Source organism: Methylobacterium sp. GC_Met_3 (assembly GCF_026540775.1).
Taxonomy (GTDB): domain Bacteria; phylum Pseudomonadota; class Alphaproteobacteria; order Rhizobiales; family Beijerinckiaceae; genus Methylobacterium.
Window position 1 is genome coordinate 43,708 of record NZ_JALNUL010000001.1, and the last position, 22,169, is coordinate 65,876.

The 22,169-nt window shown below is 70.7% G+C and carries 20 protein-coding genes; 11 read left to right on the forward strand and 9 right to left on the reverse strand.

Annotated features, from left to right (window positions below; genetic code table 11):
* Window positions 1–267: 267 nt before the first annotated feature.
* Window positions 268–429, reverse strand: a complete 162-nt coding sequence (locus OXS27_RS00255; RefSeq protein WP_267353425.1) for a hypothetical protein — start codon at window positions 427–429, stop codon at window positions 268–270.
* Between OXS27_RS00255 and OXS27_RS00260 the strand changes: the two genes are divergently transcribed.
* Window positions 413–1,630 carry a Hint domain-containing protein gene (locus OXS27_RS00260; RefSeq protein WP_267353427.1) on the forward strand — a complete coding sequence of 406 codons (1,218 nt, stop codon included), beginning with the start codon at window positions 413–415 and terminating at the stop codon, window positions 1,628–1,630. The genes OXS27_RS00255 and OXS27_RS00260 overlap by 17 nt on opposite strands.
* A 3-nt stretch (window positions 1,631–1,633) precedes the next feature.
* Window positions 1,634–3,220, forward strand: a complete 1,587-nt coding sequence (locus OXS27_RS00265; RefSeq protein WP_267353429.1) for a glycosyltransferase — start codon at window positions 1,634–1,636, stop codon at window positions 3,218–3,220.
* A gap of 292 nt (window positions 3,221–3,512) precedes the next feature.
* Here OXS27_RS00265 and OXS27_RS00270 read toward each other — a convergent pair whose 3' ends face one another.
* Window positions 3,513–4,373 (reverse strand): LysR family transcriptional regulator, encoded by an 861-nt coding sequence (locus OXS27_RS00270; RefSeq protein ID WP_267353431.1) that lies wholly within the window; start codon window positions 4,371–4,373, stop codon window positions 3,513–3,515.
* A 180-nt stretch (window positions 4,374–4,553) separates the two neighbouring features.
* Between OXS27_RS00270 and OXS27_RS00275 the strand changes: the two genes are divergently transcribed.
* A complete protein-coding gene (locus tag OXS27_RS00275; RefSeq protein ID WP_267353433.1) occupies window positions 4,554–6,029 on the forward strand; it encodes an MFS transporter in 1,476 nt (491 codons plus the stop codon).
* Between the two features lie 134 nt (window positions 6,030–6,163).
* Here OXS27_RS00275 and OXS27_RS00280 read toward each other — a convergent pair whose 3' ends face one another.
* Window positions 6,164–8,542: an EAL domain-containing protein gene (locus tag OXS27_RS00280; protein ID WP_267353435.1), complete on the reverse strand. Its 2,379-nt coding sequence runs from the start codon at window positions 8,540–8,542 to the stop codon at window positions 6,164–6,166.
* 443 nt (window positions 8,543–8,985) lie between these two features.
* Here OXS27_RS00280 and OXS27_RS00285 point away from each other — a divergent pair, with 443 nt between their 5' ends.
* Entirely contained in the window at window positions 8,986–9,402 is a 417-nt protein-coding gene (locus OXS27_RS00285) for an EVE domain-containing protein (protein WP_243916480.1), read from the forward strand.
* On the opposite strand, the gene OXS27_RS00290 is transcribed toward OXS27_RS00285, so the two are convergent.
* Window positions 9,399–10,934 carry a HAMP domain-containing sensor histidine kinase gene (locus OXS27_RS00290; RefSeq protein ID WP_267353439.1) on the reverse strand — a complete coding sequence of 512 codons (1,536 nt, stop codon included), beginning with the start codon at window positions 10,932–10,934 and terminating at the stop codon, window positions 9,399–9,401. The two genes, OXS27_RS00285 and OXS27_RS00290, sit on opposite strands and share 4 nt — an antisense overlap.
* A gap of 272 nt (window positions 10,935–11,206) precedes the next feature.
* On the opposite strand from OXS27_RS00290, the gene OXS27_RS00295 reads away from it, so the two are divergent.
* From OXS27_RS00295 to OXS27_RS00315, 5 genes are all read left to right on the forward strand, one after another.
* Entirely contained in the window at window positions 11,207–11,662 is a 456-nt protein-coding gene (locus OXS27_RS00295) for a (2Fe-2S)-binding protein (RefSeq protein ID WP_243916478.1), read from the forward strand.
* Between the two features lie 48 nt (window positions 11,663–11,710).
* Entirely contained in the window at window positions 11,711–13,906 is a 2,196-nt protein-coding gene (locus OXS27_RS00300; protein WP_267353441.1) for a xanthine dehydrogenase family protein molybdopterin-binding subunit, read from the forward strand.
* 135 nt (window positions 13,907–14,041) lie between these two features.
* A complete protein-coding gene (locus OXS27_RS00305) occupies window positions 14,042–14,659 on the forward strand; it encodes a uracil-DNA glycosylase family protein (RefSeq protein WP_243916476.1) in 618 nt (205 codons plus the stop codon).
* Between the two features lie 156 nt (window positions 14,660–14,815).
* Window positions 14,816–15,508 carry an orotidine-5'-phosphate decarboxylase gene (gene pyrF, locus OXS27_RS00310; protein ID WP_243916475.1) on the forward strand — a complete coding sequence of 231 codons (693 nt, stop codon included), beginning with the start codon at window positions 14,816–14,818 and terminating at the stop codon, window positions 15,506–15,508.
* 83 nt (window positions 15,509–15,591) lie between these two features.
* Entirely contained in the window at window positions 15,592–15,936 is a 345-nt protein-coding gene (locus tag OXS27_RS00315) for a DUF1330 domain-containing protein (RefSeq protein WP_267353445.1), read from the forward strand.
* A gap of 47 nt (window positions 15,937–15,983) precedes the next feature.
* Here OXS27_RS00315 and OXS27_RS00320 read toward each other — a convergent pair whose 3' ends face one another.
* Entirely contained in the window at window positions 15,984–16,607 is a 624-nt protein-coding gene (locus OXS27_RS00320; RefSeq protein WP_243916473.1) for a TetR/AcrR family transcriptional regulator, read from the reverse strand.
* A gap of 153 nt (window positions 16,608–16,760) precedes the next feature.
* On the opposite strand from OXS27_RS00320, the gene OXS27_RS00325 reads away from it, so the two are divergent.
* The gene (locus OXS27_RS00325) at window positions 16,761–17,531 is read left to right on the forward strand and encodes a glucose 1-dehydrogenase (protein ID WP_267353447.1); all 771 of its coding nucleotides are present in this window, start codon (window positions 16,761–16,763) and stop codon (window positions 17,529–17,531) included.
* A 66-nt stretch (window positions 17,532–17,597) separates the two neighbouring features.
* On the opposite strand, the gene OXS27_RS00330 is transcribed toward OXS27_RS00325, so the two are convergent.
* The 3 genes from OXS27_RS00330 to OXS27_RS00340 all read right to left on the reverse strand — a co-directional run bounded on the left by OXS27_RS00330 (window position 17,598) and on the right by OXS27_RS00340 (window position 19,391).
* The gene (locus tag OXS27_RS00330; RefSeq protein ID WP_243916471.1) at window positions 17,598–17,795 is read right to left on the reverse strand and encodes a hypothetical protein; all 198 of its coding nucleotides are present in this window, start codon (window positions 17,793–17,795) and stop codon (window positions 17,598–17,600) included.
* Between the two features lie 193 nt (window positions 17,796–17,988).
* Window positions 17,989–18,633, reverse strand: coding sequence for an isochorismatase family cysteine hydrolase (locus OXS27_RS00335; RefSeq protein WP_267353449.1), 645 nt, complete (start codon window positions 18,631–18,633; stop codon window positions 17,989–17,991).
* Between the two features lie 248 nt (window positions 18,634–18,881).
* Window positions 18,882–19,391, reverse strand: a complete 510-nt coding sequence (locus tag OXS27_RS00340; RefSeq protein ID WP_267353451.1) for a ferritin-like domain-containing protein — start codon at window positions 19,389–19,391, stop codon at window positions 18,882–18,884.
* 372 nt (window positions 19,392–19,763) lie between these two features.
* On the opposite strand from OXS27_RS00340, the gene OXS27_RS00345 reads away from it, so the two are divergent.
* Window positions 19,764–21,455 carry a hypothetical protein gene (locus OXS27_RS00345; RefSeq protein WP_267353453.1) on the forward strand — a complete coding sequence of 564 codons (1,692 nt, stop codon included), beginning with the start codon at window positions 19,764–19,766 and terminating at the stop codon, window positions 21,453–21,455.
* Here OXS27_RS00345 and OXS27_RS00350 read toward each other — a convergent pair.
* Entirely contained in the window at window positions 21,443–22,102 is a 660-nt protein-coding gene (locus OXS27_RS00350; protein WP_243922404.1) for a glutathione S-transferase N-terminal domain-containing protein, read from the reverse strand. The two genes, OXS27_RS00345 and OXS27_RS00350, sit on opposite strands and share 13 nt — an antisense overlap.
* Between the last annotated feature and the right edge of the window lie 67 nt (window positions 22,103–22,169).

Consider the following 22,169-nt stretch of genomic DNA (forward strand, 5'->3'; position numbering starts at 1 on the left):
GGTCTGATCGTTGGAATGGCCGCTTGGAGTAGCGTTTTGCCGGTCAGCTTTCGAGCATCGAATGCAATAAGCGAGCGTCACCAACTTACCCTTGATGCGGCGGGCCGCATCATCGCTGTTCTGAGCCGCAGCGATTGGAACTCCGCTCCGGAGGGCATCGCTTATCCCGAGCCGGCTCCAAATTTCTGTTTTGACGCGCTCTTCTGCACCGAACCAGTGCCCGCGTCGGCGGAGAGCGCTCAAGCCACGCGGGGGAACGCCGCCGGCTCACGGATCGGCTACACGCGGATCAACGACCAAAAAGAAGTACTCGGGCGGCACGACGATCGGCGCGGCCGGGAGCGCCACATCCAGCACGTTACAGCTCGGTGGAGCGACCTCGGCCGGCACGGGGCCGATCACTTTCGCCAGCATGTCGGGCAACGCCACCGCGCGACTCGGGCTCGATGTCGCCGCTCAGCCGGCTAACAACACCACCTTCTCCAACACGATCGCCAACTTCGGCTCCGGCAACGAACTCGCACTGACCGGGCTGAGCAACTCCAGCGTCAGCTACAACAGTGCCAACACCTCGATCACCGTCACCGGCACCCGGGTCGGCGGCGGTCAGGTGAGCGAGAACTTCGTGCTGTCCGCCCCGCGTGCGACCAACTTCTCGGCGACGTCGGATGGCCAAGGCAACACCATCATCCGGGCTGCGGCGCCTAACCCGCCGGCCAGTAACGCGCCGTGCTATTGTACCGGCACGCGGATCCTCACCGATCACGGCGAGGTCGCCGTCGAGAACCTCGCGATCGGCGATCGGGTCGTGACCGCCGCCGGCGCGCTCCACCCCATCCGCTGGATCGGCACCCGCAGCTACATCGGCCGCTTCGCGAACACTAACCCCGCAATCCTGCCGGTATGCGTTAAGGCTGGGGCGCTCGCCGACGGCATCCCCTCCCGTGATCTGTGGGTCTCCCCCGACCACGCGCTCTCCCTCGATGGCGTGCTGATCCCGGCCGAGCACCTCGTCAACGGTTCCACCATCGTCAAGGCGGACACCGTCGAGAGCGTCACCTACTGGCACATCGAACTGGACAGCCACGACGTCCTGCTCGCCGAGGGGGCCCCGGCCGAGAGCTTCGTCGACGATGGCGGTCGGGCGATCTTTCATAACGCCGCCAGCTACCGCACCCTGTATCCGCACCAGCCGACGTGGCCGGTCGCGGCGGTTTACTGTGCCGAGCGCGTGACGAGCGGGTACGCCCTGGAGGCGGTGCGCCGCCGCCTCGCGATCCGCGCTGGCCTCCCGGTCGCGCCCATGCGCGTGTTCGGCGAACTGCTGGGCCACCTCGACCTGTGCGATGGCATGCGTGTCACGGGCTGGGCGCAGGACCTCGCGCATCCGGACGGGCCGGTCTGCCTCGACGTGGTGGTCGATGGCACCGTGGTGGCGCTGGCCTGCGCCGAAGTCTACCGGGCCGATCTGGAGGCCGCCGGCATCGGCAACGGCTGCCACGCCTTCGATCTCGCGCTGCCCCGGCCGCTCACGCCCGAGGCCGCCTACACCGTCGAGGTCCGTCGCTCGGCCGACGGCGCTGTCGTCGGCGCGCTGCGGGTCGAGGCTGCGATCGCCATCGCCGCCTGATTCATGGCGTTGCGCGGGCACGTCGACTGGCTGACCCGCCAACAGATGATCGGCTGGGCGCAGGACACATCTGCGCCCGACACGCCTGTCAGCCTCTTCGTCTCGGTCGATGGCCGGGTGGTGGGCCGCTGCTTGGCCGATCGGCCCCGGGACGATCTCGTGCGCGAGGGCATCGGGCACGGCCGGCACGGCTTCGACTTCGCGTTCCCGGGCGGGTCGTTGCCGGCACTCGATCGCTGCACGGTGACGGTCCGCCGGGAGGGCGATGGTGCCGTGCTGCCGGGCTCGCCCCGGGCTCTCGATCCGATCACCCTGTTTGACGAGGATCTGCAGGAGCGGCTGGCGCGCGCCCTCGTCGAGCCTGTCGATCAGGACGAAGCCGAACGCCGGCTCACCTTCCTCATGGACCAAGTGCAGCGCCTGCGGTTGGCGCACGCTGACCGGCACGCGCTGCCGGCCACGGCACCGAACCGGCGGCGCGCGCTCGTCATCGACACCGTGATGCCGGCCACAGGTCGCGATGCGGGCTCGAATGCGATCCGCTCGCACATGCGCTCGCTGCAGCGGCTCGGCTATGCCGTGACGTTCGTATCGACCGATCTCTGGGCCGATGGTGCGGCTCTGGAGGCGGAGGGAATCACCTGCTGCCTGCACCCCTGGTACGCCACCGTCGAGGAGGTGCTGCGCCGGCACGCCGGAGCCTTCGCGCTCGTGTACCTACATCGCGTCGATACCGCCGGCCGGTACATGCAACTCGTGCGCGACACGCAGCGGAGTGCGCGGCTGGTCTACAGCGTCGCCGATCTGCACCACCTGCGCACGGCCCGGCAGGCTGAAATCGAGGGTCGGACGGATCTCGCCGCCTACGCCGAGCACCTGCGGCTCCTGGAGCTGACCGCGGCGCGGACGGCGGACGCAGTGATCACCCACTCGACCCACGAGGCGGAGATCCTGCGCCGGCACGTTCCGTCCGAGCGCGTGCACGTCGTGCCCTGGGCGGTGTCCCTGCGCCCGACCGGCGTGCCGATCGCCGAGCGGCGGGGCATCGCCTTCATCGGCGGCTACGCGCACCGGCCGAACGTCGACGCAGCGCACTTCCTGATCGAGGTGGTACTGCCGGAACTGCGGGCGCGGGGCTTCGACGCACCGTGCCTGCTGGTCGGCAGCGACATGCCGGAGAGCCTGAAAGAGCTCGCCGCCGCACGATCCAGGGTGGAGGCGATCGGGCCGGTGGCAGACCTCGCAGCGGTGTTCGCCAGGGTCCGGCTCACCGTGGCGCCGCTGGCCTACGGGGCCGGGGTGAAGGGCAAGGTGCTGGACAGCCTGGCGGCGGGGGTGCCGTGCGTGTGCACGTCGGCGGCGGCGGAGGGGATCGCGCTGTCCGAACCGCTCGCCGGGCTGGTGGCGGACACGCCGGCGGGGCTGGCGCGGTCGATCGTGACGCTCCATGAGGATGCGGACCTCCACCGGGCCTGCGTGGAGGCGGGCTTGGCCTACGTGGCCGAGTGGCTGAGCGAGGATCAGGTCGACGGGGCGATGCGGGCGGCCTTGGATCTGCCGACGACGGTTGCGGCTGCCGGTGCCCCATAGACGTGCCTCTGCGTCTGCCGAAGCGCAGAACGGCTCAGGTCCGGTTTTCGGCAACACGCCAACTTACGCGTCCCACCTGGAGCCGAAGGTATCGGATGACCGACGGACGGCTGCTTCTGGGATGCACGGACGGCGGTCCGCACGGCTGCGTTGGATCGAAACGACGTGTCAACGATCGGGCTGATTGAGGTTCACACCCCCGGCAAGTTCGCTTCGACACGGAGGCACACCGCATCGTCCCGAAGCCCGGGACGCCGCGTCAGGGTGCTGCCCTGACGACCCGCCAAAGGGCTCACCCCTTCGCAAACCCGTGACTTGCCCCGCGGAACGCCGCCGTGATCGCCCGCAGCGTGTCCCGGGTCGTCGGGTCGGAGGGGGCGGCGTGCAGCACGATCGCCAGCGCGGACAGCGGCGGCAGGCCGAGCGCCGGGCCGACATCCACGACATCGGCCGGCGCGAGCCGGCGCGGGAAGGCCGCCACCGCCAGCCCCGCCGACAGAGCCGCGGCGATCGCGGCCGTCCCGCCTAAAACGACCTCCGTCCAGGCGATCCCGGCCCGGTCGAGCAGCCGGCCCGCCACGTCGCGGACGGCGCAGCAGGGCGCGGTAGCGGCCAGCCGCAGCGGCTCCCCCGCCCGGTGCGCGAAGCCCGGCGCCGCGAACCAGCCGAACGGCTCCGGCCACAGGATCTCGCCCGCGCGCCGGTCGTCGTCGCTGCGGATGATCGCCGCGTCGAGCCGGCCCGCCTCGAAGCCGTCCAGCAGGGGACGGGCGTTGTCGATCTGCACCTCCACGGTCAGCGCCGGATCGACGGCTTTCATCCGCGCCAGCAGGGCCGGAACCTCCGGCCCCATCACGTGGGCCGCGATCCCGAGCCGGAAACGGCGCGGCGGCGTCGTCAGCCCCGCCAAAGCCCGCTCATGCGCGGCCAAAAAGTCCCGCGCCGCCGCGAGGAAGACCGCCCCCTGCGCCGACAGGCGGACCTGACGGGGCGTCCGCTCGATCAGCCGCTGGCCGAGCCCGTCCTCCAGCCGCTTCAGCTTCACGCTGACGGCGCCCTGCGTCGTCCCCGGCGCCTCGGCCGCCCGTGTGAAGCTCCTGTGATCCGCCACCGTCACGAAGGCGCGCACGGACTCGACGTCGAGAATGGCCATGTGGTCCATCCCAAAGTGTCATCACTGAAATCGATATCCATCCGATTGTGTTGTGATCAAGGGGGCGTCACCTTCGGCCGCATCGTTCGCTCTCCGAAGGTTTTTTCCATGGTCGGCGACCATCATCTGCAATCGAACGCGCCTATTTCCGCCATCGATCCGGGAATAGGCCGGTCTTTGGTGCGGGATCGACATCGCAATACGCTGGCGCTCGCGGCGATCTGCCTGTCGGCCCTGATGCTGGAGCTGGAGATTTCCAGCATCCCATCGATCCTGCCGACCCTGGAGCGGGTCCTGGGCGCCGATTTCCGGCAGCTGCAGTGGATCATGAACGCCTACACGGTGGCCATGACCACCTGCCTGATGGCCATGGGAACCCTGGCCGACCGCTTCGGCCGTCGCCGGGTGTTCCTCGTCGGCGTCGCGGCCTTCGGGGCGGCCTCGCTGCTCTGCGGGCTGGCGCCGAGTGCCCCGGTCCTGATCGCGGCCCGGTTCCTCCAGGGGGCGAGCGGCGCCGCGATGCTGGCCTGCCAGACCGCCGTGCTGTCCCACCAGTTCCGGGACGGCGCCGAGCGCGGGGTGGCGTTCGGCTGGTGGGGGATCGTGTTCGGATTCGGCCTCGGCTTCGGGCCGCTGATCGGCGGCGTCACCGTGGCGGTGCTGGCTTGGGAATGGGTGTTCCTGGTCCATGTCGGGCTGGCGCTCGTCACCCTCGCCCTGGGCCGCGCGGGCGTCGCCGAATCCACCGATCCTCAGGCGCTGCGCATCGACCTGCCGGGGATCGCGACCCTGTCGCTTGCCGTGTTCAGCCTCGTCTATCTGATCACTCGGGGGGAGAAACTGTGGGTCGAGGACCCGGTGAGCTTCCTGGCGCTGGCCGGCGCCGCAAGCGCGATCGCCTTCGTCATCATCGAGTTGCGCGCAGCGCGGCCGATGTTCGACTTCGCGGCCTTCCGCAACCGGCGCTTCTCCGGCGCCCTGCTCGGGTCGGCGGCGATGAATGCCAGCTTCTGGCCGTTCGTGATCTACCTGCCGATCTACGTCCAGGCGGTCCTGGGCTACGACAGTGTCGCGGCGGGCTTCGTGCTCCTCGCCTACACGCTGCCGACCCTGGCGGTGCCGCCCGTGGCGGAGCGGCTGCTGCTGCGCCACGGCCCGGGCGTGGTCATCTCCCTCGGCCTGTTCACCATCGGGGCGGGGTTCCTGCTCATGCGGCTGGCCGCCACCGGAGCCGAGGCGGGCTGGCAGACGTTGCTACCCGGCTGCGTCCTGGCTGGCCTCGGCCTCACCAACACGCCGGTCACCAACACCGCCACCGGTGCGGTGTCTGCGGAACACGCCGGCATGGCCTCCGGCATGGACATGAGCGCGCGCATGATCACGCTGGCGGTCAACATCGCGCTGATGGGCTTCCTGCTGCTCCAGGGCGTCCGGGTGGCCCTCGGCCGGGTTTTGCCCGCGGAGGCGGCCGGTTCGCTCGACGCGCTGGCCGAGGCCGTGGCGGCCGGCACCCTTCCCGCCGACGGGATTGGCCCGGCCCTGGCCCGGCAGGCGCTCGCGTCGGGCTTTGCCGGGGTGATGCTCTACGGGGGGCTCTGCGCCTGGCTGGTCGCGGGCCTGAGCGTGCTCGTTTTCGGCCGGCTCAGGCCGGCGTGACCGTCAAGTCCGGGTTTCCAAAGGGCTGTCGCCCTTTGGTGGGTTGTCCGGGCAAGGCCCTGACGGAACTCAGGGCTCTGCCCTGGACCCGCGACAGGGCTCGCCCTTTCGAAACCAGGACGGGATCGGGCCGCTCACGCCACGGCGGCGACCGGATCCTGCGCGTTGCCGTGGGTGTATTCGGCGAAATGCGCGATCGGCCCGGGCCGGCCGAGCAGGTAGCCCTGCGCGATGGTGCAGTGCTCCGCGGCCAGGAAGGACAGTTCGTCGTCGGTCTCCACGCCCTCCGCCACCACGGCGAGGCCGAGGCCGCGCCCCAGGCCCAGCACGGAACGCACGATCGCGGCGCCCTGCGGGTTGCTGTTCACCGCCTTGATGAACGAGCGATCGATCTTGATCCGGTCGAACGGGAAGGAGCGCAGGTTCGACAGGGAGGAGTAGCCGGTGCCGAAATCGTCCATGGCGATCCGCACGCCGAGCGCCTTGAGCTGGCGCAGGGTGAGCAGCGCCCGCGCCGGATCGCGGATCAGCGCGGTCTCGGTGATCTCGATCTCGAGGCGCTCCGCCTTCAGGTCGCTCTCGAACAGGGCCCCGTGGACGAACTGGACGAAGTGCGGGTTGTGGAGCTGCACCGCCGAGACGTTGACGGCGATCGCCAGGGGCTGCGGCCAGAGGGCCGCCGTCCGGCAGGCCTCGCGCAGCACGAAGGCGCCGATCTCGAGGATCGCCCCGGTCTCCTCGGCGATCGGCACGAACTCGGCCGGGGAGATCGGGCCGCGCTCCGGATGGTGCCAGCGCAGCAGCGCCTCGAAGCCCATCACCGCGCCGGTCTCGATCCGCGTCTGCGGCTGGTAGACGAGGTGCAGCTCGCCCCGGGACACTGCGTGGCGCAGGTCGTGCTCGAGCATGCGCCGGTCGCGGATCTGGGCGCCCATGCTGGCGTCGAAGCGGCGGCAGGTGCCGCGCCCCTCGGCCTTGGCCCGGTACAGGGCGGCGTCGGCGTGGCTCAGGAGCGCGCGCTGGTCCTGCGCGTCGTCGGGATAGACCGCCAGCCCGATGCTGGTGGCGATCACCGGGCCGGAGGCCGCCGGCACCGCCGCGAGCATCGCCAGGATCCGTTCGGCCAGCCGCTCGGCCGATCCCTCGGCGGAGCCGTGTCCCAGGGGCGTCAGGATCGCGAACTCGTCGCCGCCGAGCCGGGCCATCAGCTGCGTGGGATCGAGCAGGCCCCCGACGCGCAGCGCGAGGTCGCGCAGCATCGCGTCGCCGGCGGCGTGGCCGAACAGGTCGTTGACCTCCTTGAACCGGTCGAGGTCGAGGCACAGGACGGCGAGCCGGGTGCCCTGGTCGTCCGCTGCGCGCAGCTCCCGCTCCAGCCGGGCGTGGAAGCTCGTCCGGTTGGCGAGCCCCGTGAGGGCGTCGTGATGGGCGAGGTAGTGGATCTGGCTCTCGGCGCGGCGGCGGGCGCGCAGGTCGCGCACCGCCACGGCATAGTGCGGCTGGCGGCCATACTCCGCCATCGGCCGCATGATCACCTCCACCGGGACGGTCCCGCCACCCGCCGGCACGAGTTCGGCCTCGACGGGCTCTCCGGCCGTGCCGGCCGTCGCCGCAAGGCTGGGCAGGTAGGTGGACAGGCGGGCACCCACCAGGGAAGCGGCCGGCGTGCCGGCGAGCCGGGCGAAGGCCTCGTTGGCACTGACGATCTGGCCGTCGCGGCACACCACGAGGCCCTCGACGGCCGCGTTGGCGAGGCTGCGCAGGCGCTCGCGCTCGGATTCGGCGCGCCGCCGCTCCCGCAGGTCGAGGAGGAGGGCGGCCCCGGCCAGCAGCAGGATCAGCGAGCTCGCCAGGGCGACGGCAGCGGCGAGCCACTCGGTCCGGATCGCGCTCGCGGGGATCGCCACCGTTGGATCGGGCAGGATGGTCACCGCGGCCATCCCGGTGAAGTGATGGCCGCAGATCGCCAGGATCAGCAGCCCGGCGCTGAGGCCCCGGCCCCGGACGGTGACCGCCGACAGGCCCGCCACCAGCGCCAGGGCGCCCAGCACGGCGCCGACCGCCACCGAGACGGCGACCACCGCCGGGTTCCAGATCAGATGCCCCGGCACCTGATAGGCGGCCATGCCGGTGTAGTGCATCGCCGCGATGCCGCCGCCCACGACGGCGCCGCCGATCGCCGCCCGCGCCCGGCCCCCCATGGTCGCCAGGGCGAAGCCGAGCCCGGTGATCGCGACGGCGTCGGCGTAGGACAGGATCGTGAGGCCGATCCCGTAGCCCGAGGGCAGTCCGGGGGCGTAGGCCAGCATGGCCAGGAAATGCGTGGCCCAGATCCCCGAGCCCCCCGCCGCCGCCGCGACCGCGAGCCATGTGTAGCGGCCGCGCCCGCCGGCCCGCCCGGCATGGGCGAGCAGCCCGATCGCCGTCGCGCTCGCCAGCGCGCAGACCAGGGCCGCAAGGGCCACCAGCCACAGGTTGTGTTCCCCGACGAAGCAGCCGATCACGGTCAGCATGTGAACAATCAGCGGTAGTTACATGGCTTTGTAGATAGAATTACTAATGATTAGAGTTTAATATTTGAACAACAGCCACGGTCTGCTCCGCGTTGCGCGAAGCATGGGTCGGCATAGTCTGCTCCCTGACCGAGCCGGCATCCTGCGCGCGCCGCGGACGCGCGGCACGCACAGGATGCCGGAGGGGAGCGTGGCAGCGCGATCGGGGGCCGCTCGCGCGCGCTCCGCCGACGTGGACTCCGGTCCGACGCGGGAGCGCGCGCCACAACAAGGGCTTAGAGCCGCGCGCGATTGCCATGCGATCGGGCCCAGATCTAAGAGCCTCTCACACAACGTCCGATCACCGGGAGCCCTGCCGCCGCAGGCGACGGCGCGGCGGGCGTTGTGTGAGAGGCTCCAAGACGGGTGCGCCGCCGAACCGGGCGGCCGGTGGGGATGCGGCGATGGCGTACTGGCTGTTCAAATCCGAGCCCGCGACCTGGTCGTGGGATCAGCAGGTCGCGGCCGGCGCGGTGGGCACGTTCTGGAACGGGGTGCGCAACCACCTCGCCAAAAAGCACCTGATGGCCATGCAGGTCGGCGAGCAGGGCTTCTTCTACCACTCGAACGAGGGCAAGGCGGTGGTCGGCATCGTGGAGGTGATCCGGCCTTATTACCCGGACCATACCGACGAGACCGGCCGCTTCGGCATGGTCGACGTGCGTGCCCTGGAGGCGCTGCCGCGCCCGGTGACGCTCGACGCCATCAAGGCCGATCCGGCGCTCGCCGACATGGTGCTGGTGAACAATTCCCGCCTGTCGGTGCAGCCGGTAACCGAGACCGAATGGGCCCGGGTGCGTGTCCTGGGTGGACTTGGCTAAGCCGCCCGGTTGAGGGCACCCCGGGCCGGTGGCGCGGGCTCGGCGTCGATCTCGACCGGCGCCAGCGTGTCCATCACCCGGGAGACCGGCAGGGTCACCACCACCTCGGTGCCCTCGCGGGGCTTCGAGCTGAGCTGAAACTGGCCGCCATGCAGCTCCACCAGCCCCTTTACGATCGGCAGGCCGAGCCCCGAGCCCTGCTCGGCGGTCTTGATCGCCAGCGAGCCGCGCCCGAACGAGGACAGGACGGTGCCGAGTTCGTCCTCGGGAATGCCGGGGCCGCTGTCCTTGACCGAGACGTATTGTCCACCCGAGGCGGTCCAGCCGACCTTCAGCCAGATCTCGCCGCCGGGCGGCGTGAACTTCACGGCGTTCGACAGGAGGTTCAGCACGATCTGGCGCAAGGCGCGCTCGTCCGCCCAGAGCCGCGGCAGGGTGCCGTCCACGAGGTCGTGGAAGGTCTGGTTCTTGGCCTTGGCGCGCAGGCCCATCATGTGGCGGCACTCCTCGACCACGTGGGCGAGCTGCACCGGCTCCTCGTTCAGCTCGTAGCGCCCGGCCTCGATCCGCGAGAGATCGAGGATCTCGTTGATCAGGTTGAGCAGGTGCATCCCGCTGTCGTGGATGTCGTTGGAGTATTCCCGGTAGGACGGTGCGGTGTGGGTGCCGAACACCTCGTTCTTCATCACCTCCGAGAAGCCCAGGATGGCGTTGAGCGGCGTGCGCAGCTCGTGGCTCATCGTGGCCAGGAACCGGGACTTGGCGAGGTTCGCCTCCTCGGCCCGGCGGCGGGCCTCGTCGGAATTGGCCTTGGCCTGCTCCAACTCGCCGAACACCGCATCCTTCTCGGCGCGCGAGCGCAGGGCGCCCATCGTGGCGGCGTAGAGGCGACGGGACAGGCCGAGGAAGAACAGCTGCGCGCCGCCCGCCATCGTCACGAGCAGGAGCCCGTCCGCCGAACGGGAGAAGCTGGCCAGCGACGCGGTGGCCAGCGCCAGCGGCACCAGGGCGGCGACGGCCGCGAACGGCACCGTCGCGGCCAGCATGGTGGTGACCGCCGAGGCGATGACGAGGCCGAGCAGCGCGAAAGTCCAGCCGTCCGTGGCGCCGAGCCCGATCATCGCCGCCCACGACAGGCTCTGCAGCACCTCGCCGATCAGGAAGCGGCGGCGCCAGTACCGCAGGGGGATCGTCTCGGGATCGGCGTGCAGGAAGCGCCGGCTCAGCGTCGTGTTGAGCAGGATCATCAGGACAACGCCGAACGCCCAGCCCATGGCCACCGGCGCCGCGATCCAGAACGTCGCCGCCGCGGCGAGCACCGCCGCGAAGCCCGCCAGCGGGATGCCGGCCCCGGCCCGGTACTGCGCGTAGTGGCGCAGCAGCTCGTAGTCGAAGGCCCGTTCCAGGCCGGTCAGCGAGGTCAGCTTCTCGCGCGCCGAGCGGATCTCGCGGGCGACTCCGAGGCGGCGGGCGGCCTCCTCCGTCGAGGGGCCGCGACCGCGCTGGACCATCTCGACAGTGAGATTGGGCATACGCGTCTTGAAACTCGGAGGTGGCGGTGTCGGCCGGGATTCGCTCCTCAAGGATGCGGCGGATATGTTAAGAAGCCGCTGCCGGTATCGCTCGGATCTTAAGCATCCCAGGCTGTGGCGAGGCTGACCGATCTCCGGGCTCCGTGTGCGATCGCGCACATCCCGCCGGCGGCGGCGCTCGTTACGGTTGAGGACTCGACGGTCCGGCCAATCACGCGGTGCGCCGCCATCCGGGGCGCCCGGGCTCACGTGACGATCAGAGGGCGCCGATCATGCCGAAGCTCACCGTCAACGGCGTCGCGCACGAGATCGACGCCGATCCCGATATGCCGCTGCTCTGGGTCCTGCGCGACCGGCTCGATGCCACCGGCACCAAATACGGCTGCGGCATCGCGCAATGCGGCGCCTGCACGGTCCATCTCGACGGCCAGCCGGTCCGCGCCTGCCAGACCAAGCTCGGCGATGTCGGCACCGCGCAGGTGACCACCATCGAGGGCGTCAACGGCCGGGTCGCAGACGCGGTCCAGGCCGCGTGGCGCAAGCTCGACGTGGTCCAGTGCGGCTACTGCCAGTCCGGCCAGATCATGTCGGCCATCGGCCTGCTCGCAGGCAACGCCAAGCCGAGCGACTCCGACATCGACGGCGCCATGGACGGCAACATCTGCCGCTGCGGCACCTATCAGCGCATCCGCGCGGCGATTCACGAAGCCGCGCGCAGCCTCGCCTGATCCGCCCCGGCACCACCTTCCCTCCGCGGTCCTGACCGGAGCCTCGCCATGCTGAATGCCCGTCGACCGAGCCCCCTCCCCGCCCGTCCCAGCCGCCGCGGCCTGCTGGCCGGCGCCGGTGCCCTCGTGGTGGCGTTCCGGCTCGACCCGAAAGCTGCCCGCGCGGCCGCCGGACCGAACCTCGCCGACGTGAAGGCGCAGCCCAACGCCTTCGTGCGCATCGGCGCGGACGACACCGTGACGGTGGTGATCAAGCACCTCGACATGGGCCAGGGGAACACGACCGGGCTCGCCACGATCCTGGCCGACGAGCTGGGCGCCGACTGGGCGAAGGTCCGCACCGAGTTCGCGCCTGCTGACGCGACGCTCTACAACAACAGCCTGATGGGCCCGATCCAGGGCACCGGCGGCTCCACCGCGGTGGCCAATTCCTGGTTCCAGCTGCGCAAGGCCGGCGCCGCCGCCCGCGAGATGCTGATGGCCGAGGCCGCCTTCCGCTGGAAGGTGCCGGTCTCCGAGATCACGGTCGCCGACAACGTCGTGCGCCACGACCCGTCCGGCCGTCAGGCCCGGTTCGGGGAGCTCGCAGCCTCGGCCGCCTCGCTGCCGGTGCCGTCCGAGCCGCGGCTCAAGGACCCGAGCGAGTGGCGGCTGATCGGCCAGACGATCCCGCGCCTCGATTCCGTCGCCAAGACCGACGGCACGGCGGTCTATTCTTTGGATATCCGCCGCCCCAATCAGGTCACCGCCGTGGTGGCCCGGGCGCCGCGCTTCGGCGCCACCGTGAAGAGCTTCGACGCCGCCGCTGCTCGCAAGGTCCCGGGCGTGCTCGACGTGGTGCAGGTGCCGACCGGCGTGGCGGTGATCGCCCGCGACACGTGGTCGGCCATGAAGGGCCGCGAGGCGCTGACCGTCGCCTGGGACGACAGCACCGCCGAGACCCGCTCGTCCGACGCGATCCTCGCCGAGTACCGGGAGCGGGCCAAAGGGCCCGGCCTCACGGCGTCCGAGCGCGGCGATCCGCAGGCGGCGCTCAAGAGCGCGGCCAAGGTCGTCGAGGCCGAGTTCACCTTCCCGTACCTCGCGCACGCCGCGATGGAGCCCCTAAACGCCACGATCGAGAAGGCGGCCGACGGCGGCTACGACGTCTACGCCGGCTTCCAGTTCCAGACCGTCGAGCAGGCCACCATGGCGGCGATCCTCGGCGTGACGGCCGACCGAGTGCGGCTGCACAGCAACTGGGCCGGCGGCTCGTTCGGGCGCCGGGCGACGCCGACGGCCGACTACCTCGCGGAGGCGGCCGCCGTCTTCAAGGCATCGGGCGAGAAGGCCCCGATCCACCTCGTCTGGACCCGCGAGGACGACATGGCCGGCGGCTATTACCGCCCGACCGTGCTGCACAAGGTCCGGGCCGGCATCGACGCCAAGGGCGCGGTGGTCGGCTGGGACCACGTCATGGTCGGCAAGTCGATCATGATCGGCTCGCCCTTCGAGGCGATGATCGTCAAGAACGGCATCGACTCGACCACCGTGGAGGGCGCCTCCGACACGCCCTACGCGCTGCCGGCCTACCGGTTCGGCGTCCATAACGGCCGCGAGGGCGTGCCGGTCCTGTGGTGGCGCTCGGTCGGCCACACCCACACGGCCCACGTGATGGAGGTGATGATCGACGAACTGGCCCATGCCGCCAATGTCGATCCGGTGGCCTACCGGCTCTCCCTCCTGGCCCAGGCGCCGCGCCTGTCCGGCGTGCTGAAGCTCGCCGCCGAGAAGGCCGGCTGGAGCGCCAAGCCGCGGGAGCCGGGCCGCGGCCTCGGGGTGGCGGTCCACGAATCCTTCGGCTCCTACGTCGCCATGGTGGCGGACGTGACCGCGCAGGACGCGGCGATCCGGGTCAACCGGATCGTGGCCGCGGTGGATGTCGGCGTTCCGGTCAACCCGGACGTGATCCGCGCCCAGGTCGAGGGCGCGGTCGGCTTCGCCCTGTCGGCGGTGCTGCGCAACCGCATCACCCTCAAGGACGGCCAAGTGCAGGAGCACAATTTCGACGCCTACGAGCCGACCCGGATGAGCGAGATGCCGAAGGTCGAGGTCCACATCGTGCCGAGCCAGGTGGCGCCGACCGGGATCGGCGAGCCGGGGGTGCCCGTTCTCGGTCCGTCGATCGCCAATGCGGTCTTCGCCGCCACCGGCCGGCGCCTGCGCTCCCTGCCGCTCGACCTCTCCGGCGTGAAGGGCGCGTGAGAAATCGCACGGCCCGCCGCCGCGCATCGGCGTAGGACGGATGGGTCTTCCCCCAAGACAAGAGACCGACTGACAACGGCGCGGCGCGACACCGCGCCGTTTCTTTTTTGTGCGCCGATGCGCCATGTCCGGGTCATGCCCGCCTTCGACGACACCGCCGCGCGCCTGCGCGCCTGCCGCCTCTGCCGGGACAGCCCGCTCTACGGCCCGCCCCTGCCCCAGGAGCCCCGGCCGATCGTCCAGGGCAGCACCGGGGCGCGCCTCTGCATCGCCAGCCAAGCCCCCGGCACCCGCGCCCACCGGACCGGGATGCCGTTCATGGATCCCTCGGGCGTCCGGCTGCGGTCCTGGCTCGGCCTCGACGAGGCGCGGTTCTACGATGCCGCCCGGGTCGCCATCGTGCCGATGGGCGCGTGCTTCCCCGGGCTGGACGCCAAGGGTGGCGACCGGCCGCCCCGCCGGGAATGCGCCGAGCGCTGGCGGGCGGAGCTGTTCTCCGGGCTGCCGGACCTCGAACTGACCCTGGTGATCGGCCAGTACGCGCAAGGATGGCACCTGGGTAAGCTGGAGGATGGGCTCACCGGCACGGTGCGGCGCTGGCGGGAGATCCTGGCCGAGCCCCGGCGCCCGCGGGTGCTCCCCCTGCCCCACCCGTCCTGGCGCAACAACGGTTGGCTCAAGCGCGAGCCCTGGTTCGAGGCGGAGCTGCTGCCGGTGCTGAAGGCGGAGGTGGCGCGGGTGCTGGCGGGGTGAGGGTCTGTCGAGGTCTCGTCCAAGCCGCGACGAGATGTGCATCCCAGATCTCTCGGGCAGCGTGAGCGCGGGGTCAGGGACGGCGCCGTCGGAGCCCCGTCGCATTGACAGGCCTCGCCCGGCCGTGATCCGTGCCGCGACCCGGAAGGACACCCGATGCCCGAGACCGCCGACCCCCGCGACCGCCTGATCGTGGCCCTCGACCTGCCGGGCGTGCCCGAGGCCGAGGCGCTGATCGACCGGATCGGCGATGCCGCGACCTTCTACAAGATCGGCTATCAGCTCGGTTACGCGGGCGGCCTCGCGCTCGCCGAGCGTCTGGCGGCGCGGGGCCTCAAGATCTTCCTCGACCTGAAGCTCCACGACATCGGCAACACCGTCGAGGCGGGAGTGCGCTCGGCTTCCAGCTCGGGCGCCACCTTCCTCACCGTGCACGCCTACCCGCAGACCATGCGGGCGGCGGTTCGTGGCCGGGGGGCGGGGCTGAAGATCCTCGCCGTGACGGTGTTGACCTCCTACGACGATGCCGACGCCGCCGAGGCCGGCTACGGCCTGCCGGTGGCGGAGCTGGTGGCCCAACGCGCCGCCCAGGCCGCCGAGATCGGCATCGACGGCCTCGTCTGCTCGGCGGCGGAAGCCGGCGCGGTCCGGCGGATCGTCGGGCCGGACCGGCTGATCGTCACCCCGGGGATTCGCCCGGCGGGCGCGGAGGCCGGCGACCAGAAGCGGGTGATGACCCCCGGCGAAGCCCGGAAGGCCGGGATCGACCATGTCGTGGTCGGGCGCCCGATCACCGGCGCCGCCGATCCCCGCGCGGTGGCGCAGGCGATCGTGGCGGAGATGGCCTGATCAGGACGGGGATTGCTTTCGTGCGGCCCGGAGCCACTTCGCTCGGCAAGATCCAATGGGCTCGGCAGGGCAGGAGACGCAGCATGACGAAGGGCTACTGGATCGCGCGGATCGATGTCCGAGACGCGGAGGCCTACAAGGACTACGTGGCGGCCAACGGCGCGGCCTTCGCCAAGTTCGGCGGGCGCTTCCTCGTGCGCGGCGGCGCCCACGAGGCGGTGATGGGACCGGCCCGCTCCCGCAACGTGGTGATCGAGTTCCCGAGCTACGCCGACGCCCTCGCCTGCTGGAACTCCGATCTCTACCAGGCCGCCAAGGCCAAGCAGCGCGGCGGCGTCGAGGCCGAGATTTTGGTGATCGAGGGCTATGACGGCCCGCAGCCCAGCGTCTCCGAGCCGGCGCCGGAGGCCGCGGCGGCGTCCGAGTAGGACGCGATCCGTTCCGGTAGTCCTCGGGTGGAGCGAAAGGCCGAGCGTCAGCGCCGCGCCGGCGCCAGGCTCCGCAGCAGGAACGCCGTCATGGCCTCCACCGACGGTGCCGGCTGGAGCGGCGACTTCCCGACCAGCACCGGATGCGTGTAGCGGGCGATCGCGGCGTGGACGCAGGCCGCCGCCTCGGCGGGATCGGCGGCCTCGAAGATGCCGCGGGCCACGCCTTCGACGATGATGCGCTCGATCCCGGCGGTGATCCGGGCGACGTGGTGGCGGCAGACATCCCAGCTCTCCGCCATCGCCGCCTCGATCATCTCGTGCAGCCGGGGAAACGCCTCGCAGCGCCGGGTGCAGTCGCGGTGCAGGGTCTCGATCGCCGCCACGAACCGGGCGGTCGGGTCGAGGCCCGGCCGGTCGGCGATCTCCGAGATCAGCGCCTCGACCTCGCCGATCAGGCGCTCCAGCACCGCCTCGTTGATCGCCTTCTTCGAGTCGAAGAAGCGGTAGACGTTGGCCGGGCTCATCTTGAGCGTACGGGCAATGTCGGCCACCGTCGTCTTCTGGTAGCCGATCTCGCGGAAATACGCGTCCGCCGTCGCGAGGATGCGGCTGCGCGTATCGGGTGCGCTCTCCTCCGCCGGGCAGGGAATCGTGTCAGCCAGGGACATGCGTCCTCACTAGGGCATGCGGGCGCGGAGCGTCAAAGACGCCGGCCCGGCGGAGGTTCCCCTGCGGCCGGTGCGCGCCGCGCGGAACCGGGTCCGGCGGCACCCATTGCCCCCGCATCCGGCCGCGACCGCGGCACCTGCGAGGGATGAGCGATGACGTTGACCGACACCCGTGCCCTGATCACCGGAGCCGATTCCGGCATCGGGCAGGCGACCGCCGAGCTGTTCGCCCGGGAGGGGGCCGACGTGGCGATCACCTACCACACCGACGAGGCCGGCATCCGCGAGACCGCCGCCCGGGTCGAGGCCGCCGGGCGGCGGGCCTTGGTGCTGCAGCTCGATGTCGGCGATCCGGCGGCGGTGAACGCGGCCTTCGACCGGATCGGCAGCGAGTTCGGTACCCTCGACGTCCTGGTGGCGAATGCCGGCCAGGCCATGAGCGGCGTGCCGGTGGCCGAGATGGACGACGCGCTGCTGGAGCGGATCCTGCGGGTGAACCTGATGGGCCCGCTGTTCTGCGCCCGCCCGTTCATCAAGATGCGCAAGGCGCAAGGGGGCAACGGCAAGATCGTGTTCGTCTCGTCCGTGGCCCAGCACCTGCCGACGCCCGAGAGCGCGCCCTACGGCATGTCGAAGGCCGGGCTCGGCTCCCTGTGCCGCTCCCTGTCGCGGGAGCTCGCCGAGGACCGGATCAACGTCAACAGCGTCGCTCCGGGCCTGATCGAGACCCCGATGACCGCCGACCGGTTCGATAATCCGGAGAAACTCGACCAGTCCCTGGAGCGGATCCCGTTCCACCGGGCCGGCCAGCCGGAGGAGATCGCCCGGGCGATCCTCTATCTCGCCTCGGATGCCTCCGCCTACGTGACGGGCCACACCCTGGTGGTCGATGGCGGGCTGACGATGCAGTGGGGCGGCGCCTGAACGCGAAAAGGCGCCGGACCTCGTCCGGCGCCACGTGTGTCCGACGCGTTTGAAGGCAGTTCGCGCTTACGAACCGAACTGCGAGCCCAGGCGCTCGAGGTACTCGGCGAGATCGACGCCGCCGATCCGCTTGCCGTAATCGAACCGCATGCCCTGGCGGATATCGATGCTGGCATCCCGCGTCGTCAGGGTGAAGGGCCGGGTGCAGATCCAGGCGCCGTCGCGGCGGTGCTCGAAGTAGCCGAGGATCTCGTGCTTGGCCATAACCTGTCCTCCGATACGGTGTTTGGAGACATAACGGTCACACCAGCCACAGGTTCGCGCGGTGCGACTGTTTTTCGTGCCCGGTTTCGGAGGTCTCGCGTATTCGGAGGTTGGAGGTCGACGGAACCGACCGGCGCTGACCTCGTTTGAGCTCGGCCGTAACTGGTTCGGAGCCGTGCGCGGCCCGCGCCGCTCACCGCCAGCGGTCGAGGATCTCTGCGGTGGTCAGCGTCTCGACCTGATGGCCGTAGCGCACGCGGTACATCAGCAGCAGCGCGTCGTGCGCCTCGTCGCAGGAACTGCACAGGGCGTCGGTGGCCAGCACGATGCGGTAGCCGAGATCGACGCCGCCGAGCACTGCGGACAGAACGCAGACATCCGTTTCGGCCCCGGTGATGATCAGGGTGTCGGCCCCCCGGGCGCACAGGCGCTCATCGAGATCCGTGTCCAGCCAGGGCGAGTAGACGGCCTTGTCGATGACCTCGGCGGGCGGGACGAGCCGGGCGAGATCCGGGACCAGATCGATCAGGTCCGGGTCGAGGCGCTGGCGGGTCATGTCGGCCCAGCGCTGCGAGTAGGTCGCCCAAGTGCCGCGCCCCTCGCCCGGCCGGGCGGCGGGAATGAAGCGGGTGAAGATGGTCCGCTCCGGATGCGCCGCGGCGAGACGGCATACATGCGGCAGGACCCGCGGCATCCATGGGGTCTGCCAGTCGGTGGATTCGGCGAACATGCGCTGCATGTCCACGCAGAGATGGACGCACCCGTCTCCCAACGGTTTGGCGGAAGACCCGGCTTCCTGAGCGTGGCGGTCAGTCGGTCGTGCGTTTCCAGGTCCCATGACCGCGCAATCAGGCAGCGCGGGGGGAGTTCCTGCGGCAGAATGGGGGCCGGCGCGGCGGCGAAGTCGATGCCGTGCGGAACGCGCTGCCACGTCGCACCGAAGGCACGCGGTGTGCCCTCCAGCTGGATGCGGCTCCATCATGCACAAGGCCGCGCCCGATCGTGTTGCGACCGGGCGCGGCCCTGAATCCTTGCGTCGACGCGCTCTTGTACGCCGAGCTGGCGTCCGCTTCGACGCGGCGAACCCTACCGGTCGGCCTTCTGGCCGGACGTGGTCAGCTGGAGGTAGCGCTCGGTGGTCGGCCCGATCAACTTCCGCACCGCCTCCGCCATGCCCTGCTCTTCCTTGAGCGACTGCTGGAACGCCGTCCGGTGCCCCTGCTGGCCGGCGGCATCGGCGATGACGAGCAGCGACTCGTAGGCCGCGATCTCGAAATTCTCGAAGGCATGGTTGGCGTAGGTGTTCTTCAGGATCTCGTCCTGGGCCGGGGCGTGACCCAAAGCCATCATGTTGCCGACGAAGCCCAAAAACCCTTCCTTGAGGGCCGAGGGGCTGTCGCCCAGGCTCTGGAGCGCCTCCTCCAGGCGGTCGCGCTGGCCGTGCGTTTCGGCGATGTGGCGACGCAGGGCCTGCTCCATCTCCGGATAGCGCTCCAGGCGCTCGACCTGCCGCTCCATGATCTGCAGCGCCTGCATCTCGACGGCATGGGTGTTCTTGAGGGCCGTGACGTAGATCTCGCGTACGTCCGTGGTCATGGTGAAACCTGTGTTGCGGTGCGGGCTCTGGGGTCCCATTCGATCAGGGAACGCAGGCGCCGCACGGCCAAGTTCCTGGCCACGCACCCCGGGCAGGAGGTCGCGGGCGCCGCACGGCGATGGCCCGCCGACCCGACGCCGTGGCGGCGCCGTCCCGAGCCGCGACTTTAACATGTGTTTTGACAACGGGTTATCCGCCGTGGCGGCAGCGCCACAGCGGTTTGGAACCAGCGGGCGGCGGACGGTTTCCCTCCGCCGCCGGGTTACCCTGCGGCGGGTCGTCGTGCGAGCGTCGTATGTGGCATCCCACCACTTTGGGGCGTTCGCCCCGGATCCGACCCCAGGGATCCCCACCTCCTCGGCTGAGTGCCCATGCTGCGCCTGATCCTGCCGAGCACCCGCGCCACAGCGGCCGCGACCGGGCTCGCCCTCGGCCTCGGGGCCCTGCCGGCCCAGGCCCAGAGCGTCGCCGAGATGGCGGCCCGGATGGACGCGATGCAGCGCCAGATGCTCGCCATGCAGCAGGAACTCGCTGCCCTGCGCCGGCAATCCGGCACGCAGCGGGCCGCGATCGCCGGGGAGGCCCGGGAGCGCCGGGTGCTGTCGCGGGAGCAGGCGCGCCTGGCCGCCCGCACCGAGCATCAGCAGCGCGTGGCCCAGGTGGGCGGCCCCGGCGGGGCGCGCCCGGCCGTGAGCGCGCACATGCCGGTCATCCTCGCCAACGACCTCGCCTGCAACGCCGGCAGCTACGCCCTGGGGCCGGCGGTCTGCTTCACCCCGGGCGGCTTCTTCGAACTGGCGGGCATCGTCCGCCATCCCAACCTCGACTCGGATGTCGGCACCGATTTCGGCGGCATCCCGTTCCGCAACGATCCCCGCTCGCGGGAGAACGAGTTCCGCTTCTCCGCCCGGCAAAGCCGCCTGAGCGGTCTGTTCACCGCGAAGGTCGAGCCCACGCTCCAGGTCTCGGGCTATTACGAGATCGATTTCCTGGGGGCGGCCACCAACGCGAACTCGCGCGAGAGCAACAGCTACAACCCGCGCATCCGGCAGCTCTTCGCCACGGTCGAGACCCTCGATTCCGGCTGGCACGTCCTGGCCGGCCAGGCCTGGAGCCTGCTCACCACGGACCTGTCCGGCATCACCCCGCTCAAGGAGCAGATCCCGCTCACCATCGACGTGCAGTACGTGCCGGGCTTCAACTGGACCCGGAACCCGCAGCTGCGCGTGGTCAAGGACATCGCGCCGGGCCTCTGGGCCGGCCTGTCGCTGGAATCGCCCCAGAGCGTGCTGCCGCCGAGCCCCTTCGCGGCGCCCGGCCTCGTCAACGTCAGCAATGCCGGCGATGCGGTCGGCCAGCTCAACACCTCCACCACCTACTCGAACAACAGCGCCCCCGACGTCATCGGCAAGCTCGCCCTCGAACCCGGCTTCGGCCACTTCGAACTCAAAGGTCTGGTGCGGTTCTTCGACGACCGGCTGAGCCCCGCCAACCTGACCGCCGCGACCCGCCTCCCCGGCCGCACCGACACCGCGCTGGGCTACGGCATCGGCGGAGCCGCGACCCTGCCGGTGATCGACAAGCGCCTGGACCTGCAGGTCAGCGGCCTCGTCGGCCAGGGCATCGGCCGCTACGGCTCGGCGCAATTGCCGGACTTCGCCCTGAAGGCCGACGGGTCGGTCGCTCCGATCCCGGCCTTCCAGCTGCTCGCCGGCGGCGTCGCCCACATCCAGCCCGGCACCGACATCTACCTCTATGCCGGCTGGGAGCACGCCGCGCGTGCCGGCGCGCTCAACGCCACCGGCTACGGCTCGCCGACCCTGGTGGTGACCGGTTGCGACGTCGAGGGCGCGGCGAGCGGGACCTGCCAGGCGGAGAGCCGCGACATCCGCCAGATCACCGGCGGCTTCTGGCACGATCTCTACAAGGGCGATTTCGGCCGCCTCGTGGCAGGCGCGCAGGTCTCCTACACCGAGCGCGACGCCTTCCGGGGTGCCTACGGGATCGCCCCCTCCACCCACCTCGTCACCGGCCTGACCTCCCTGCGCTACTACCCGTTCTGATCGGCTGGGCCGGGGGAGTGCTCCAGCCCCTCCTCCCGGAGCGCACGCCGCACGGCCGCACGTCCCCGCATGCGGCCGTACCAGGCCGCCAGATGGCGCAGATCGTCGAAGTGGATGTCGGCCCTGTAGTACGAGGTCAGCCAGGACGCCTGACCCCAGCCGGTGAGCGCGTAGAGATAAGCGTCCGCCACCGTGAAATCCGGACCCATCAGGAAGACGCGGTCGGCCAGCTGCCGGTCGATCCAGGCGTAGCGCGCTTCGAGCTTCGGTTTGGCGGTCTCGACGTAGCGGCCGGCGAGCCGGGCGTAGAGCAGCGGGACGAAGCCCTTGTGGATCTCGGAATTCAGGAAGCCCAGCATCTCCTGGAGCCGGTAGCGCTCCAGGGAGCCGTTCGGCGGCGCGAGGCGGTGCTGGGGCTTCAGATCGGCCAGATATTGCAGGATGGCCGGCCCTTCCCGGAGAAGGCTGCCGTCGTCGAGCGCGAGCACCGGCACGTAGCCGTGCGGGTTGATGGACAGGAAATCGGCCCCCGCCTCCGTCAGGTGCCGGGTGTGGTCGACCCGGCAGAGTTCCAGAGCCAGGCCGAGTTCACGGGCGACGATGTGCGGGGCCAGGGCACAGCTCGCCGGCATGTAGTAGAGTCTCACGATCGATCCCCCGGATGTGGAGCCGCTGGACGAAGCCTGTAAAGCGGAGAAGATCGTGAGTAACCGA

Bases quoted from the DNA above. Each gene is read 5' to 3' on its own strand.
- OXS27_RS00315 (WP_267353445.1), top strand. From the start codon at position 15,592: ATGACGAAGGGCTACTGGATCGCGCGGATCGATGTCCGAGACGCGGAG.
- OXS27_RS00265 (WP_267353429.1), top strand. From the start codon at position 1,634: ATGGCGTTGCGCGGGCACGTCGACTGGCTGACCCGCCAACAGATGATC.
- OXS27_RS00330 (WP_243916471.1), bottom strand. From the start codon at position 17,795: ATGGCCAAGCACGAGATCCTCGGCTACTTCGAGCACCGCCGCGACGGC.
- OXS27_RS00335 (WP_267353449.1), bottom strand. From the start codon at position 18,633: ATGGGACCTGGAAACGCACGACCGACTGACCGCCACGCTCAGGAAGCC.
- OXS27_RS00290 (WP_267353439.1), bottom strand. From the start codon at position 10,934: ATGCCCAATCTCACTGTCGAGATGGTCCAGCGCGGTCGCGGCCCCTCG.
- OXS27_RS00300 (WP_267353441.1), top strand. From the start codon at position 11,711: ATGCTGAATGCCCGTCGACCGAGCCCCCTCCCCGCCCGTCCCAGCCGC.
- OXS27_RS00280 (WP_267353435.1), bottom strand. From the start codon at position 8,542: ATGCTGACCGTGATCGGCTGCTTCGTCGGGGAACACAACCTGTGGCTG.
- pyrF (WP_243916475.1), top strand. From the start codon at position 14,816: ATGCCCGAGACCGCCGACCCCCGCGACCGCCTGATCGTGGCCCTCGAC.
- OXS27_RS00345 (WP_267353453.1), top strand. From the start codon at position 19,764: ATGCTGCGCCTGATCCTGCCGAGCACCCGCGCCACAGCGGCCGCGACC.
- OXS27_RS00320 (WP_243916473.1), bottom strand. From the start codon at position 16,607: ATGTCCCTGGCTGACACGATTCCCTGCCCGGCGGAGGAGAGCGCACCC.
- OXS27_RS00340 (WP_267353451.1), bottom strand. From the start codon at position 19,391: ATGACCACGGACGTACGCGAGATCTACGTCACGGCCCTCAAGAACACC.
- OXS27_RS00270 (WP_267353431.1), bottom strand. From the start codon at position 4,373: ATGGCCATTCTCGACGTCGAGTCCGTGCGCGCCTTCGTGACGGTGGCG.
- OXS27_RS00285 (WP_243916480.1), top strand. From the start codon at position 8,986: ATGGCGTACTGGCTGTTCAAATCCGAGCCCGCGACCTGGTCGTGGGAT.
- OXS27_RS00295 (WP_243916478.1), top strand. From the start codon at position 11,207: ATGCCGAAGCTCACCGTCAACGGCGTCGCGCACGAGATCGACGCCGAT.
- OXS27_RS00325 (WP_267353447.1), top strand. From the start codon at position 16,761: ATGACGTTGACCGACACCCGTGCCCTGATCACCGGAGCCGATTCCGGC.
- OXS27_RS00260 (WP_267353427.1), top strand. From the start codon at position 413: ATGTCGGGCAACGCCACCGCGCGACTCGGGCTCGATGTCGCCGCTCAG.
- OXS27_RS00305 (WP_243916476.1), top strand. From the start codon at position 14,042: ATGCCCGCCTTCGACGACACCGCCGCGCGCCTGCGCGCCTGCCGCCTC.